Raw genomic sequence first — 14,482 nt, 5'->3', positions numbered from 1 at the left:
CCATGCAAATTGAAAAAAGGGACATAAGAGCATTAACAAAAGAGCAATTACGAGAATTTTTTGTGGCCAATGGTGACAAAGCATTTCGTGGAAATCAAGTATACGAATGGTTGTGGCAAAAAAGAGCCCATACTTTTGAAGACATGACCAATGTTTCTAAGGAAACCAGAGCCATGTTGGAAGCTAATTTTGTGATCAATCATATCAAGGTTGATACCATGCAACGCAGTAGTGACGGTACGGTAAAAAATGCGGTACGTTTGCACGATGATTTAATTGTGGAATCGGTTTTAATTCCAACAGAAACCAGAACAACCGCTTGTGTTTCGAGTCAAGTGGGTTGTAGTTTGGATTGTAATTTTTGCGCTACAGCACGTTTAAAACGAATGCGTAACTTGAATCCGGATGAAATTTATGACCAGGTTGCGGCTATCGATGCTGAAAGTAGGTTGTATTATAATCGACCGCTTTCTAATATCGTTTTTATGGGAATGGGTGAGCCGTTGATGAATTACCCTAACGTGATGAAGGCGATTGATAAAATCACTTCTGTGGAAGGACTAGGGATGTCACCAAAACGTATTACCGTTTCTACGTCGGGAGTTTCCAAAATGATTAAGAAAATGGCGGATGATGAAGTAAAATTCAAATTAGCAGTTTCGTTGCATTCTGCTATTGAAGAAACGCGTAATCAAATCATGCCGTTTACTAAAAATTTTCCGTTACCTGAATTAAGGGAAGCGCTAGAATATTGGTACCGAAAAACAAAAAGTAAAATTACCTATGAATATGTGGTTTGGAAAGGAATTAATGATGACAAAAAATCGATTGATGCCTTGGTTAAGTTTTGCAAACACGTGCCTTGTAAAGTAAATATTATTGAATACAATCCGATTGATGATGGCGAATTTCAGCAAGCTAATCCAGAAGCTATTGAAAACTATATTAAATCGTTAGAAAACAATGGGATTGTGGCTAAAGTGCGTCGAAGTCGTGGAAAAGATATTGATGCGGCTTGTGGTCAGTTGGCGAATAAAGAAGTATAAAAAAAATCCCGTCTCATTTTAAAGACGGGATTTTTTATGTTATATCTTCGATTTTTATTAGAAGAAAAGTCTAATTTGTCGAGTTGTTCCGTTTATAGTTAAGTCAGCAATATTGTCACAATTACCATTTCCGTAATCTAAAATCGCAACATCACTATTTCTGTGAAATTCTATTACTCCCTCTGCTGTGTATCTGCAAGAAAAATCACGTCTAATAGGAGTTGTTATTACCGAAGAGTCAACCGAACCATCAGGAAAAGTAGTAGTTGAATGTCCAGTGATTACATGTACATTATCCGATAAAGTCCATGTGTCATAACCTGCTGTAAATTCGTTTACACGAATTCCTTCACGATCATACTCGCTTCCATTAGCAAAAGTGATGTGCATATCCACTTCGAATCTTTTTTCTGGATTACCATTCGCGTTTTCACGGGTTCTTGTCATCGTTTTGTTTCCTACAATATGGTTGTTATTGTGATAAAAATCATCAAACGTGTACGAAATAACAGAAGTTAAAGTATCGAAATCAGCACTAAAATGCATGATAATTTTTCCTCTCATTATAGTACCATTTCCTATATCACAACCAGCAGTTCCAAAATCTACGGTTCTAGTGTAAGAAGTTAATGTACGATTTACTGTTACAACAGCACAAGGAGGTAAAAAAGATGCAGGAGCAACTTGTCTTTTAGCGGCAGCTTCCTGTGTAAGATATTGATTTTCAACTAAAGCACTAATGTCTTCAATGGCAGCATCAATTTTATTTTCTGCAAGAATATCAGCTTCAGTTATTGGTTTGCTTGTGTTTTCATCTTTTGAACAGCTTGTAAAAGCTACAGTAGCGATAGCGATAAGTGCTAAAATTTTATTTTTCATAATCTCCGTTTTAAGCGTTTGAGGATAAGACAAATATAGATTAAAATGTTAAAAAAACAATATAAAAAATAATTTTAATGTTTTTTTTAAAAAGCCCCAATTTTAAAGGAATCAGGGATTTTTATTTGCTTTATTTTGAAATTAACGTCTTAAAGTAATGGTAAAAGGAACTCCATTGATAGTAACAATCGCTTGATTGTCACAATCACCATTTCCATAGTCTAAAGTGGAAGTGTTTCCGTTTCGTGCAAAAGTGATAATACCTTTGACAATATTGGAACAGTTTAATTTGATGATTAGCGGATTTGTAATAGTACTAGTTCGCTCTATTCCATTAGGTGATGTAGTGTTCCAACTTCCAGTGACTTGATACACATTATCGGTCAATTCAGGGGTTGCTTGTCCCTCAACAATTTCTTTTACTCGACTTCCAACTCTTGTAAATACACTTCCATTCGGCATAGTAGCAGTTAAATTCATGGTCATCGTAACTATAGGATGTGTGCTTGGGTTGGCGGCACTTGTCCCTAACACTCGAGTGAACGTTTTGGCACCATTAAATTTTATAGCATTGTGATAAAAATTTACAAAATTGTAATTGATAGTATGAGAAGTTGCCGAAGGTTGGTACTCGAAACTAATAATAATTTGTCCCTTTAAAATATTTCCGTTTGGCATTTCACAACCTGTCGTGCCAAAATCGATGGTTTTTGTGATGATATCTCCTGGAGTTAAAGTTGTTCCGTAGGCTGGAACTCTAGTTACTGTAGCGCAAGATGGTAATAAACTTTCTTGCGGTACTGCACTTCTGCCAGAAATTCCATCTTCCGTGGTTAATTGTTCTTCCACAATTTTTGATACATCATCCGTTGCCATATCCATTTGTGCATTTGAAGCCGCTTCCGGAACAGTTATAGGTGTTTCGGTGACTGCTTGATCGTCTTTATTACAACTAATAGTTAAAAATAAAGCACTAATAAGTGTGGTGATATAAATTCTTGTTTTCATAATATGTAGTTTTTTATGGTTTAGCAATAAGACCTTGATAAATTGATAAGGTTTAATTTGATTTGAAATTTTAACATTTTTTAGTTTCCGCAGAATTATTCTATCTTTGGATTTCCAATGGATATTACTTCGCAAATAAAAGCACCGATACTTCAAGAGATGGAACTTTTTGAAAAAAAGTTCCAAAACTCGATGTCTTCTAAAGTGGCGCTTTTAAACAGAATCACCTATTATATCGTCAATCGCAAAGGTAAACAAATGCGACCGATGTTTGTTTTCTTGACCGCAAAAATGATTTCTGGAGGTGAAGTAATCGAAAGAACGTATCGCGGGGCTTTGGTTATTGAGCTGATTCATACCGCAACTTTGGTGCATGATGATGTAGTAGATGACAGTAATCGTCGTCGTGGATTTTTCTCTATTAACGCGCTTTGGAAAAACAAAATTGCGGTTTTAGTTGGGGATTTCCTGCTTTCTAAAGGATTGTTGCTTTCTATAGATAATGGTGATTTCGATTTGTTGAAAATCATTTCGGTAGCGGTTCGGGAGATGAGCGAAGGAGAATTGCTTCAAATTGAAAAAGCACGCCGTTTGGATATTACAGAAGCCATTTATTATGAAATCATCCGTCAAAAAACAGCGACTTTAATTGCTGCTTGTTGTGCCTTAGGAGCGTGTTCGGTTACTCCTGAAGATGCTGAAACGGTTGAAAAAATGCGTAAATTTGGCGAACTTATCGGAATGGCTTTTCAAATTAAAGACGATTTATTCGATTATACCGAAGAAGCTATCGGCAAACCCACAGGTATCGACATCAAGGAACAGAAAATGACACTTCCGCTCATTCATGTTTTAAACAATTGTACTGAAAAGGAAAAAAGCTGGTTAATCAATTCTATAAAAAATCACAATAAAGATAAAAAACGTGTTAAAGAGGTTATTGCCTTTGTAAAAAATAAGGGTGGCTTACTCTATGCGGAACAAAAAATGATTCAATTTCAACAAGATGCGTTGTCTCTTATCGCTTCTTTCCCAAATTCTACCTATAAAGAATCCTTGATTTTAATGGTTAATTACGTTATTGAACGAAAAAAATAATTTTTTTTCAACCCTCATGCAACCTTTTTCAATTGCATCTCGTCTATGTCAGTAGAAGGGCGTTTCAAAATAAAATTCCAACACTCTTCCTAGTTTAAAAATATGAAGGTAATCAATTTACATCAAGAGGAAATAGCGTTAATCGAATTGGCTGTTCAAAACAATAGACAGGCCCAACATAAGATTTATTCTAAATTTTCATCTAAAATGCTGAGTGTTTGTCGACAGTATGTAAAAGACGTTCATCAAGCGGAAGATGTCATGATTACTGCTTTTATGAAAGTGTTTGTGCATTTGAAAAATTTTGAAAACAAAGGGAGTTTTGAAGGCTGGATTCGAAGAATAATGATCAACGAATGTATTTCTTTTATAAGAGTCCAAAAACAAGTAAAATTTATCGATGATGAAAACTACTTTGAAGAAACGACCAATAACATTGAAAGCCAATTGTCGGTTGAAGACATACAATTTCTAATTGATCAATTACCTGATGGTTACAAAATGGTGTTTAACTTATATGTAATTGAAGGGTATAAGCACCACGAAATTGCCAAAATGTTATCGATTAATGAAGGGACTTCAAAATCGCAATTGTCTCATGCAAGAAAAATGTTGGCCAACCAAATCAACCAATTAAAAAATTACAGCAATGGAACCGAATAATGTAGAAAAACAAATACGAGAAAAGCTGAATGCGAGAGAAATTCAGCCTGCGGCTCACTCTTGGGATAGATTAGATGCCATGCTTTCGGTTCAAGAAGAAAGTTCGAAAAAAAGAGGTTTTCCTTGGATGAAAATTGCCGCTGGATTGGTACTGTTTTTGGGGATTGGATATGTTTTTCTTATGCAAAATGAAAGTCAAGAACAACCGTTCCAAAACAATCAAGAAGTAGTAGAAAGTCCTAAAGCAGAGGAAACAAAATTGAATAACAAGAATTCAGAAGTTATAGGTACCGAAATCAATTCCAATACAGTAATTTCAAAGGAAACGCGTATCGCTGAAAACTCAAAATCAAAAGGAAAACAAGATGTTAAACCAAAGCAAATGAAGTACCCTGTTGAGGTTATACAGCAAGAGCGTACAAACAAAATTGCGGAGGCTAATACAGAAAAAACGAACGAAATTTCAAATGGCGTTGTGACAACTGAAAAGGTGCTGCCTATTGTAAACAAAGACGTTATTGCGGAGAATAAAACCATAAGTAAGCCAAAATTAAAAGTAGATGCCAACGCTTTGCTGAATCAAGTCGAAGGAGAAGTAATTCTCACTTTTCGTCAAAAAGTAATGAAAAGTATGGTTAAAAATTATAAAGACGCCAAAGAATCTTTTGCCAGTAGAAATTTAGAAGAATCATCAAATAATCAATAAATCATCAATCAAAAAATGAACATTATGCAACAAGTAGTACTTTATTTAGGAATTTTAGTTTTAGCAACATTTAGCAAAACGTACGGACAAGAAACTTTCGAACAAAAAGCAAAAGGAATTGCCTATCAAATTGAGAAAATCACCAAAGAAGAAAAAGCGGCTTTGAAATATCAAATCGAAATGGTAAATAACGAACTTGAAAAAGGAACCATTGATAGAAATCAAGCGGATGAAAAAAAACTAAAATTAGCGGAAGAAACAGCTTCAAAAATTGAAACAAGAGTAGCGGTAGAAGAACAAAAATTGACACAATTGGTGAAAGAAAAAGTGGAAGGGAGAATCGCCACGTTAGATACTGCAAAACGTTTTGGAAGAACCTACGGAAAAGGAATAAAAGTCCATGTAGGAGCCAAAGACACAACAAAAGTGTCTGAAAAAAGAACGACTTCTCAATTGGTTTTTGCAGCTGGTGTTAATAATTTGGTAACCAATAAAGCGATAGCACATTCCGATTTTAGATATTGGGGTTCTCATTTCTATGAGTTAGGTTGGAGTTACAATACTCGTATTTTGAAAAACAACAATTTATTACATTTTAAATACGGTTGGTCGGTGCAATACAACAATTTACGTCCAACAAACAATCGTTATTTTGTAGAAAATGGAAAGCAAACGAACTTGCAAACGGCTGCTATAATTTTAGAAGATTCTAGATTGCGAAATGTTAATTTAGTAGTGCCATTATATTTAGAGTTTGATTTTTCTGGAAATAAAGACCACCAAGGGAAACCGTATTTTGAAACGCATAAAAGTTTCCGATTGGGTTTAGGAGGTTTTGCAGGCACAAATATCAAAACAAAACAAATTTTAAAGTATGAAGATACGGTTGGAAATGATGTTACGAGTAAAACAAAAGGGAGTTTTAATACCAATGATTTTGTATATGGTTTAGGGGCTTACCTAGGCTATGAAGGGACTAGTTTATATGTGAAATATGATTTAAATCCGCTGTTTAAAAACAATGCAGTTGATCAAAATAATATTTCATTGGGAGTGCGTTTCGATTTGAATTAATTTTATTTGGCACAGTTATTGAAAAAGTGTTTCTAGTTTAGAGACACTTTTTGTTTTTAAAAAATAACAAAAGCTTAAGATTATATTTTGAAAATATAAAATGTTATGACTACATTTACTTTAAATAAAAAAAGACCTCAATGAAAATCAAATCTATTTTAGTTGCTTTATTCGCTTTTTCAACAGCAATAGCACAAAATCAACAAGGGATTACCGGCGATAATTGGTTTAGTGGTTGGACAAATTTTAAGCCAAAAGCCGTTGAATATAACCAACCTACCAATATTCTTTCAGGAGTAATTGCCGAAAATACAACACTTTCTAAAAGAAATGTTTATGTTTTAATGGGTACTGTATATGTGTCAAACAATGCGACTTTAACTATAGAACCAGGAACTGTGATTCGAGGTGATTTTGAAACCAATGGGACTTTGGTAATCACAAGAGGGTCTAAGTTAATGGCTGAAGGGAAAGAATCGGATCCAATTGTATTTACTTCTACTAAATCAACGGCTGACAGAAAAGCAGGCGATTGGGGTGGTGTAATTTTATATGGTGATGGACCATTAAACAGACACGGTGGCGTTATTTCTTCTATTTATGACCCAAATCCTTTGTATAATAATTTTGGAGGAACCAATGAAAAAGGAAGTTCAGGGGTGCTTAAATATGTGAGAATTGAATTCGCAGGTAAAAAAATTGATGCGAAAACAATGCTTAACGGATTAACACTTGGTGCTGTAGGAAGCGGAACAATTGTAGATCATGTGCAGGTGAGTTTTGCCAAAGACGATGCGGTTGAAGTTATTGGAGGGATTGTAGATATCAATAATTTTATTTCGTTTAATAATGCAGATGATGATTTCGATTTCTCGATGGGTGTTCAATGTAACGTAAACAATAGTATTGTGATTAGAAGTCCATTTATTTCTGATAATACTCGTTCTAGATGTTTGGAAATCGATTCGTATGATAAAGTGGAAAATTTTGATGCTACTAAGAAAAAAACAGTAATCAAATTGAACAACGTTACTATGGTTAGTAATGAAGTAAACAATCAAGGATTAGTAAAAGAAGCAATTTCATTAAAATCAGATTCTTTTTTAGAAATGAATAACTGTGTAGTGGCCGGATTTGCTAGTTTTATCGCTTTGGATGATAAATACTTATCAGAGCCTAATTTCAAACAAATTAAAATTTCAAATACAACCGTGGATAGCTGCACAGCAATGTTTACTAATGAGACTTTATCTCCTGTAGATACTGTAAATAACTGGTTTAATACAAACAACAAAACATTATATGTTTCGTCAATTGGAATTATGAATTTATTCAAAAATAACGATACGAAAAAGAAACCCGATTTCCGTTTGAAATAAAAGAAATTGAGAAATATAAAAGCGCTTTCATTTGAAAGCGCTTTTTTCGTTTTAGGTAATCTCAACTAACTTTGTATCTTTGAACTTTCACTAAGTAATGATATCCAAAAGTACCATAGAAACCGTTTTTGAAACTGCTCGAGTTGAGGAGGTGATTGGTGATTTTGTGAATTTAAAAAGAGCAGGAACCAATTTAAAAGGATTAAGCCCGTTTTCAGAAGAGAAATCGCCTTCATTTATGGTATCGCCTGTCAAACAGATTTGGAAAGATTTTAGTTCGGGAAAAGGCGGAAATGCTGTTACTTTCTTAATGGAGCACGAACATTTTTCGTATCCAGAAGCGATAAAATATTTAGCCAAAAAATACAATATCGAAATTGAAGAAACGGAGCAATCCGCAGAAGATATTGTAGAAGCCAATGAAAAGGAAAGTATGTATCTGGTTTCCGAATTTGCGCAGAAATATTTTCAAAACACCATGCTCAATACCGATGAAGGGCAGGCTATTGGTTTGTCGTATTTCAAAGAGAGAGGATTTACACAGGATATCATCAAAAAATTTGGATTGGGATATTCTTCCGAAAATTGGGATGCCTTCACCAAAGAAGCACTTGGACAAGCCTATAAATTAGAGTTTCTAGAAAAAACGGGACTGACAATTCTTCGCGAAGATGGGCGTCATTTTGATCGCTTTAAAGGTAGAGTGATGTTCCCAATTCAAAGCATGTCGGGACGTGTTTTGGGTTTTGGTGGACGTATTTTAACCAACGATAAAAAAGTCGCCAAATATGTCAATTCTCCCGAAAGTGAAATTTACCATAAGTCGAAAGTTTTATATGGAATTTTTCATGCCAAACAAGCCATCGCCAAACAAGATAATTGTTTTTTATGCGAAGGCTATACCGATGTGATTCAAATGCATCAAGCGGGAATAGAGAATGTGGTTTCCTCTTCTGGAACAGCATTAACACCCGATCAAATTCGACTGATAAACCGTTTGACTAAAAATATTACAGTGCTTTTTGATGGTGATGCAGCAGGATTGCGCGCTTCCATTCGTGGAATCGATTTGATTCTTGAAGAAGGCATGAATGTAAAAGTGTGTACCTTTCCAGACGGTGATGATCCGGATAGTTTTGCTCGAAAAACACCTCATGATGAATTGTTGCGTTATTTTGATGAAAACGCCATGGATTTCATTCAGTTTAAGGCCTCTTTATTAATGAAAGATGCGAAGAACGATCCTATCAAAAAGGCTGATTTAATTCGAGATATGGTTATGAGTATTTCTAAAATACCGGACCGAATCAAGCGTGAGATTTACATCCAAGAATGTGCCCGAATTATGGATATTTCGGAAGAAGTATTGTTCAATACTTTGGCGCAATTGGTTCAAAAAGATATTACCGAAGCGGGAAAAAAACTGAAACAAGAAAATAAAGCTTTCGAAGTTTATAAAAATGAAAATCCAGCCGTACAAGTAACCGTTGATGTTCAGTATGAGTTGGAACGAAAAATCATTGAAATTCTTTTATTGTACGGAAATGTAGAAGAAGAGTTCGAAGATATTTTATACAAAGCCAATGAAGAAGGCGAATTGCATGAAGTGAAAGAAATCAGTACACACAAAGTTTTTCAACGCATTTATTTAAGTTTGCAAGAAGATGAGGTCGAATTGGCCAACCCTATTTTTAAAGATCTTTATAATAATTTGATTTCTTATTTTAATGAAAATGAAAAATTTGAAATTGAGCAGTATTTGATGCAACTTTCACCCGAATTGGCTCAAGAAGTCACTACTATTTTGATGGATGAAGAGCAAGTGGTTTTGCACAACTGGGAAGCCAAACAAATCTATGTGAAACTAAAAGATAAAACTATTAGTCAGTACGTTTCTGAAACAATTTTAAGTTTACGCTGGTTTTTGGTCAGTAAAATAATAGATGAAATTAAAAAATCCATCACAAACGAAGAACAGGTTGATAACTCTGAAAACCTTTCGATGGTAATGGATTATTCTAAATTAATAAGTAACTTTTCTAATAAGCTTGGTCGTGTAATGTCACGTTACTAAACAATTTCCAAAGTTTTGGCCTTGTTTACTAAATCTACCAAATTGGTCACATTCAGTTTTGCTAACAATCGTAATTTATACGTACTAATTGTTTTTTCATTTAAATGTAAGGCTTCGGCGACTTCTTTGTTTTTTTTACCATTCGATAAATAGCGCAATACTTCCACTTCTCGACTGGATAATTTTCGGTACAAACGCTCCGATTTTGATTGTTTGGAAATCAATGCCATATTTCGTTTTACAGCTTCGCTAAAAATTACTGCGCCACGATTTACTTTTATAATGGTGGAGGCTAAGGTTTCTAATTTTTCTGATTTTTCAACAAAAGAAGAAACGCCAGCTTTTATAGCGTTAGGAGCATATACTTGTTCGTTAAGATTGGAGAATAAAACAATTTTAAGCTTTGGATAATCGCGTAAAAGTGTTTTTATTAAGTTTATACTCGACAAGCCGTCAAGTTCTAAGTCAATTACTAAAACATCAATTTCCTTGCGTTTTAGCATTTCTTCTACCATATCGAAATTATCTACAATTCCTACTAGCGAAATATCTGAATGTTCCTTGAAATAGGAGCGGATTCCGTAATGCACCACCGGATGATTATCCGCAAGACCAATCTTTACCATAACCCAATGATTTAATTGTTTGTACCAGTAAATTTACAAAAATAAATATTTAAACCATTGAAAATCAAGTAATATTTTACTTATAAATTTCAGGAATTTCGCAAACCGGAATTGGGTTCATTTTATGCTGATTTATGGTGTTCAGTCTTTTGTAAATATCGAATACCGTTTTTTCTCGGCCGGTAAAATCATTGGTCGATTTTCCTTTTTCTAATTGAGCCATTGCCCATTCTAATTCTTCATAACTAGCACCTAATTGGTCTTCATCACTTCGGTCATCACCAAATAGGCCATCGGTTGGTTTGGCTACCAAAATAGAGTCAGGAACATTTAAATATTTTGCTAAAGCGCGCACATCACTTTTTAACAAATCGGCAATCGGACTTACATCCACTCCGCCATCGCCATATTTGGTAAAAAAGCCAACACCAAAATCTTCTACTTTATTTCCTGTTCCGGCGACTAATAAGCCATGAATTCCTGCTAAATAATACAATGCAGTCATACGCAAGCGCGCACGTGTATTGGCTAAGGATAAGTTGAGTTTGGCTTCATTCTCGGAAGTGGGTGTTTCTTTTTTAAAACTTTCAAAAACAGGAGTTAAGTCTACACGAGTGTCACTAACATTTGGAAAACGCTTTTTTAACTGTGCAATATGTTCTTGAGCTCGATTCACATGACTTGGCGCTTGATGAATTGGCATTTCAACACACAAGGTTTGTAATCCAGTTTGGGCACATAAAGTGGAAGTTACCGCCGAATCGATTCCGCCAGAAATTCCCACGACGAAACCGGTAACTTTGGCAGATTCTGCATAACTTTTTAACCAATTTACAATGTGTTCGTTAACTTTTTCTGAATTAATTGTGCTAATTTTTTGCATAGTGACCTTGTGTTATAAAAACGAATGTATATTTGCAAAAATAATAATTTTAAACAGATATCGTTTCAGTGTAAACGAGTATTTAAAATCGAATAGATGAAGAGAGTTTTAGCTGTTACAGCCTTGGTCTTAGTGCTGATTTCCTGTAATAAAAATAATAAAGTCATAGAGGCTGCCGAAGAGATTCCGGTTACAGTTGAAGTAGATCGTTATGACAAAGCCTTTTTTGAATCAAAACCAGCCGATTTGCCAAAATTAAAAGCGCAATATCCTTATTTCTTTCCTCCCACAGTTTCCGATACGGTTTTGGTTGAAAAAATGACGAACCCGCTTTGGCGTCAATTGTATCAAGAAGTTGAAAAACGTTATGATAATTTCGATATAGAAAAAGAAGGGATTGAAAATGTTTTCAAATACATCAAGTACTATTATCCGAAAACGAAAATTCCAAAAGTAGTGACGGTAATTCAGGATATGGATGCCGATTATAAAACGATTTATTCGGAAGAAAAAAACATGCTAATTATTTCTTTGGAATTATATTTAGGAAAAACCCATAAGTTTTATGAGTATCCAGAATATATGAAAAACACATTCGAACCGGCTCAAATGATGCCGGATGTGGTGGAAAGTTTTGCTTTTTATAAAGTAAAGCCGCCAATGGATCGAGAGTTTTTATCGCAAATGATTTATGCCGGTAAAAAGCTGTATTTGAAAGATGCGTTGCTGCCAAATACTTCGGATGAAGATAAAATTTGTTATTCTACCGAGCAATTAAAATGGTGTGAAGAAAATGATGTAGATGTATGGCGTTATTTTGTAGAAGAAAAAGCCTTATACAATACCGACCCGAAATTAATTCAACGCTTTATCGCACCGGCACCTTTTTCTAAATTTGGAAAAGACAATGACAATACTACTCCGCCTCGAATTGCAACTTGGATAGGATGGCAAATTGTGCGCGAGTTTATGGAAAACAACAACGTTCCGATGCAAAAAATGTTAATCATGGATGCTAAAGAAATTTTCCAACAATCAAAATATAAACCTACAAAATAATGGCAATAGTTAAAACATCTGATATCAATTTTAAAATATCATTAGACGATAATCACGTCCCTGAAAAACTGCATTGGACGGCACAAGACGGTAATGTTAATAATGAAGAAGCAAAAGCAATCATGTTGAATATTTGGGACAGTAATGCCAAAGAAACGATGCGAATTGACTTGTGGACAAAAGACATGCCGGTCGATGAAATGAAAGTGTTTTTTCACCAAACATTAGTAGCTATGGCCGATACTTTTGAACGCGCTACAGCTGATGAAAAAATGAGTGCGACCATGCGTGATTTTTGTGATTATTTCGCAGAAAAACTAGAGTTGAAACAAGAATAAATAAAAAGGGTTCGCTTAGCGAACCCTTTTTATTTAGATAAAACTATCGTTGTTCTTAAAAATTTCTTCATTAACTGCATCAATGTATTCTAAAACGGACTCTCGTCCTACAGCATCTAACGATGAGGTGACAAAATATTGCGGCATTTCCTCCCAATTATTGGCCAATAAAGCTTTTCGGTAAGCGGCCACGTTTTGCTCAATTTTGCCTTTGCTGATTTTGTCCGATTTGGTAAAGATGATACAAAAAGGGACTTCAATTTCGCCGAGATAATTAATAAATTCCAAATCAATTTTTTGTGCTTCCAAACGAACATCTATAAGCACAAAAGCACAAACCAATTGCTCTCTTTTTTCAAAATAATCGGTGATGAACTGTTGGAAAATGGCTTTGGTTTTTTTAGAAACTCGGGCATAACCATAACCCGGTAAATCGACCAAAAACCAATTGGAATTAATTTTAAAGTGGTTGATTAGCTGAGTTTTTCCTGGTTTTCCAGAAGTTTTAGCCAAATTTTTATGATTCGTCAACATGTTAATCAACGATGATTTCCCAACGTTGGAACGACCAATAAAGGCATATTCAGGAATACGCTCCAAAGGACATTTGCTAACATCAGAATTACTGATAACAAATTCGGCAGTATTAATTTTCATTGTAAATTAGTCTTTATGTTCGGCTTTCGTCGTCAACCATTCGTCAAGAATTTCGTTGAATTTATCTGGATGTTCCATCATCGCAGCGTGACCACATTCTTCAATCCAATACAGTGTTGAATTGGGTAATAATCTATGAAATTCTTCCGCTACATCGGGTGGCGTTACTTTGTCTTGTCTTCCCCAAATAATACCGGTGGGTACATGCATTTTGGGTAAGTCTTTGGCCATGTTATGTCGAATAGCGCTTTTAGCAATAGTTAAGGTTTTAATCAACTTTATTCTATCGTTTACTGTTGCATACACTTCGTCAATAATTTCTTTGGTAGCAATTTCTGGATTATAAAATACATCTTCCGCTTTTTTACGAATGTATTCATAGTCGCCACGTTTTGGGTAACTATCCCCCATAGCACTTTCGTAAAGACCAGAACTACCAGTGATGACTAATCCCGAAACACGTTCAGGATACATCTTGGTGAAATATAATGCAATATGCCCGCCAAGTGAATTTCCGACCAAAATGGCTCTGTCAATTCCCTTGTGATTCATGAAATTTTTCAAATACACTGAAAAGGATTTCACGTTTGTTTTTAAAATGTTTTGAGTGTATAAGGGTAAATGAGGAATGATTACTTTATATCCTTTTTGAGGAAAATAATTGGCAACCCCATCAAAGTTGCTCAATCCACCCATTAATCCATGTAATATTATAATTGGAGTGCCTTCTCCTGCTTCAAAATACTCGTATTTTCCGTCTTTAATTAAGTGCTCCACGTTTATTCTTTTGGTTTGTCTATTATTTCACAAATATAGGACTTTAAAGCGAAATACGAATTTTTGACTTTTTTTCTTACCAAATTTTGCACTGTTGAAAACCTCGCATTCTTTCAAACTACTTTAAAAATCACTTATTTCCGAAGATTTAAGTTGAAAAATGGTAAAACTTATCAACAAAGTGGTAATTTGTGGTAAAATGTGGTAAAAATCTT

15 protein-coding genes are annotated in these 14,482 nt (G+C 34.7%); 9 read left to right on the top strand and 6 right to left on the bottom strand.

Going from position 1 to position 14,482, the window contains the following annotated elements; translation table 11 throughout:
- Positions 1–2 precede the first annotated feature (2 nt).
- Positions 3–1,046, top strand: a complete 1,044-nt coding sequence (gene rlmN, locus EQG63_RS01625) for a 23S rRNA (adenine(2503)-C(2))-methyltransferase RlmN (protein WP_129433755.1) — start codon at positions 3–5, stop codon at positions 1,044–1,046.
- A 57-nt stretch (positions 1,047–1,103) separates the two neighbouring features.
- On the opposite strand, the gene EQG63_RS01620 is transcribed toward rlmN, so the two are convergent.
- Positions 1,104–1,925, bottom strand: a complete 822-nt coding sequence (locus tag EQG63_RS01620) for a hypothetical protein (protein WP_129433750.1) — start codon at positions 1,923–1,925, stop codon at positions 1,104–1,106.
- Positions 1,926–2,066: 141 nt separating this feature from the next.
- The gene (locus EQG63_RS01615) at positions 2,067–2,933 is read right to left on the bottom strand and encodes a hypothetical protein (protein ID WP_129433748.1); all 867 of its coding nucleotides are present in this window, start codon (positions 2,931–2,933) and stop codon (positions 2,067–2,069) included.
- A gap of 117 nt (positions 2,934–3,050) precedes the next feature.
- Between EQG63_RS01615 and EQG63_RS01610 the strand changes: the two genes are divergently transcribed.
- From EQG63_RS01610 to dnaG, 6 genes are all read left to right on the top strand, one after another.
- Positions 3,051–4,031: a polyprenyl synthetase family protein gene (locus EQG63_RS01610; protein WP_129433746.1), complete on the top strand. Its 981-nt coding sequence runs from the start codon at positions 3,051–3,053 to the stop codon at positions 4,029–4,031.
- A gap of 102 nt (positions 4,032–4,133) precedes the next feature.
- On the top strand, positions 4,134–4,694 hold the full coding sequence (locus EQG63_RS01605) for an RNA polymerase sigma factor (RefSeq protein ID WP_129433744.1): 561 nt from the start codon (positions 4,134–4,136) through the stop codon (positions 4,692–4,694).
- Positions 4,681–5,400: a hypothetical protein gene (locus tag EQG63_RS01600; protein WP_129433742.1), complete on the top strand. Its 720-nt coding sequence runs from the start codon at positions 4,681–4,683 to the stop codon at positions 5,398–5,400. The genes EQG63_RS01605 and EQG63_RS01600 overlap by 14 nt, the downstream gene beginning before the upstream one ends.
- A gap of 15 nt (positions 5,401–5,415) precedes the next feature.
- On the top strand, positions 5,416–6,474 hold the full coding sequence (locus EQG63_RS01595) for a hypothetical protein (protein WP_317125535.1): 1,059 nt from the start codon (positions 5,416–5,418) through the stop codon (positions 6,472–6,474).
- A gap of 140 nt (positions 6,475–6,614) precedes the next feature.
- Positions 6,615–7,853: a hypothetical protein gene (locus tag EQG63_RS01590; RefSeq protein WP_129433740.1), complete on the top strand. Its 1,239-nt coding sequence runs from the start codon at positions 6,615–6,617 to the stop codon at positions 7,851–7,853.
- 97 nt (positions 7,854–7,950) lie between these two features.
- Positions 7,951–9,927 carry a DNA primase gene (gene dnaG / locus EQG63_RS01585; protein ID WP_129433738.1) on the top strand — a complete coding sequence of 659 codons (1,977 nt, stop codon included), beginning with the start codon at positions 7,951–7,953 and terminating at the stop codon, positions 9,925–9,927.
- Here dnaG and EQG63_RS01580 read toward each other — a convergent pair.
- Together EQG63_RS01580 and nadE are read right to left on the bottom strand one after the other, a co-directional pair.
- Positions 9,924–10,553, bottom strand: coding sequence for a response regulator transcription factor (locus tag EQG63_RS01580; protein ID WP_129433736.1), 630 nt, complete (start codon positions 10,551–10,553; stop codon positions 9,924–9,926). The genes dnaG and EQG63_RS01580 overlap by 4 nt on opposite strands.
- 76 nt (positions 10,554–10,629) lie before the next feature.
- The gene (nadE, locus tag EQG63_RS01575; RefSeq protein ID WP_129433734.1) at positions 10,630–11,436 is read right to left on the bottom strand and encodes an NAD(+) synthase; all 807 of its coding nucleotides are present in this window, start codon (positions 11,434–11,436) and stop codon (positions 10,630–10,632) included.
- 96 nt (positions 11,437–11,532) lie between these two features.
- Between nadE and gldB the strand changes: the two genes are divergently transcribed.
- Together gldB and gldC are read left to right on the top strand one after the other, a co-directional pair.
- A complete protein-coding gene (gene gldB, locus EQG63_RS01570) occupies positions 11,533–12,495 on the top strand; it encodes a gliding motility lipoprotein GldB (RefSeq protein WP_129433732.1) in 963 nt (320 codons plus the stop codon).
- A complete protein-coding gene (gene gldC / locus EQG63_RS01565; protein WP_129433730.1) occupies positions 12,495–12,833 on the top strand; it encodes a gliding motility protein GldC in 339 nt (112 codons plus the stop codon). Before gldB ends, gldC begins: the two co-directional genes overlap by 1 nt.
- A 33-nt stretch (positions 12,834–12,866) precedes the next feature.
- Here gldC and yihA read toward each other — a convergent pair whose 3' ends face one another.
- Both yihA and EQG63_RS01555 read right to left on the bottom strand, forming a co-directional pair.
- Positions 12,867–13,490 (bottom strand): ribosome biogenesis GTP-binding protein YihA/YsxC, encoded by a 624-nt coding sequence (gene yihA / locus EQG63_RS01560; RefSeq protein WP_129433728.1) that lies wholly within the window; start codon positions 13,488–13,490, stop codon positions 12,867–12,869.
- Between the two features lie 6 nt (positions 13,491–13,496).
- Positions 13,497–14,267, bottom strand: coding sequence for an alpha/beta fold hydrolase (locus EQG63_RS01555; protein WP_129433726.1), 771 nt, complete (start codon positions 14,265–14,267; stop codon positions 13,497–13,499).
- Positions 14,268–14,482: the final 215 nt, after the last annotated feature.

It is taken from the genome of Flavobacterium amnicola, assembly GCF_004122165.1.
GTDB lineage: Bacteria > Bacteroidota > Bacteroidia > Flavobacteriales > Flavobacteriaceae > Flavobacterium > Flavobacterium amnicola.
This window is presented reverse-complemented; position numbering and strand designations above follow the sequence as displayed.

Coding starts and splice junctions, on each gene's coding strand:
- rlmN (WP_129433755.1), top strand. CDS start 3: ATGCAAATTGAAAAAAGGGACATAAGAGCATTAACAAAAGAGCAATTA.
- EQG63_RS01620 (WP_129433750.1), bottom strand. CDS start 1,925: ATGAAAAATAAAATTTTAGCACTTATCGCTATCGCTACTGTAGCTTTT.
- EQG63_RS01615 (WP_129433748.1), bottom strand. CDS start 2,933: ATGAAAACAAGAATTTATATCACCACACTTATTAGTGCTTTATTTTTA.
- EQG63_RS01610 (WP_129433746.1), top strand. CDS start 3,051: ATGGATATTACTTCGCAAATAAAAGCACCGATACTTCAAGAGATGGAA.
- EQG63_RS01605 (WP_129433744.1), top strand. CDS start 4,134: ATGAAGGTAATCAATTTACATCAAGAGGAAATAGCGTTAATCGAATTG.
- EQG63_RS01600 (WP_129433742.1), top strand. CDS start 4,681: ATGGAACCGAATAATGTAGAAAAACAAATACGAGAAAAGCTGAATGCG.
- EQG63_RS01595 (WP_317125535.1), top strand. CDS start 5,416: ATGAACATTATGCAACAAGTAGTACTTTATTTAGGAATTTTAGTTTTA.
- EQG63_RS01590 (WP_129433740.1), top strand. CDS start 6,615: ATGAAAATCAAATCTATTTTAGTTGCTTTATTCGCTTTTTCAACAGCA.
- dnaG (WP_129433738.1), top strand. CDS start 7,951: ATGATATCCAAAAGTACCATAGAAACCGTTTTTGAAACTGCTCGAGTT.
- EQG63_RS01580 (WP_129433736.1), bottom strand. CDS start 10,553: ATGGTAAAGATTGGTCTTGCGGATAATCATCCGGTGGTGCATTACGGA.
- nadE (WP_129433734.1), bottom strand. CDS start 11,436: ATGCAAAAAATTAGCACAATTAATTCAGAAAAAGTTAACGAACACATT.
- gldB (WP_129433732.1), top strand. CDS start 11,533: ATGAAGAGAGTTTTAGCTGTTACAGCCTTGGTCTTAGTGCTGATTTCC.
- gldC (WP_129433730.1), top strand. CDS start 12,495: ATGGCAATAGTTAAAACATCTGATATCAATTTTAAAATATCATTAGAC.
- yihA (WP_129433728.1), bottom strand. CDS start 13,490: ATGAAAATTAATACTGCCGAATTTGTTATCAGTAATTCTGATGTTAGC.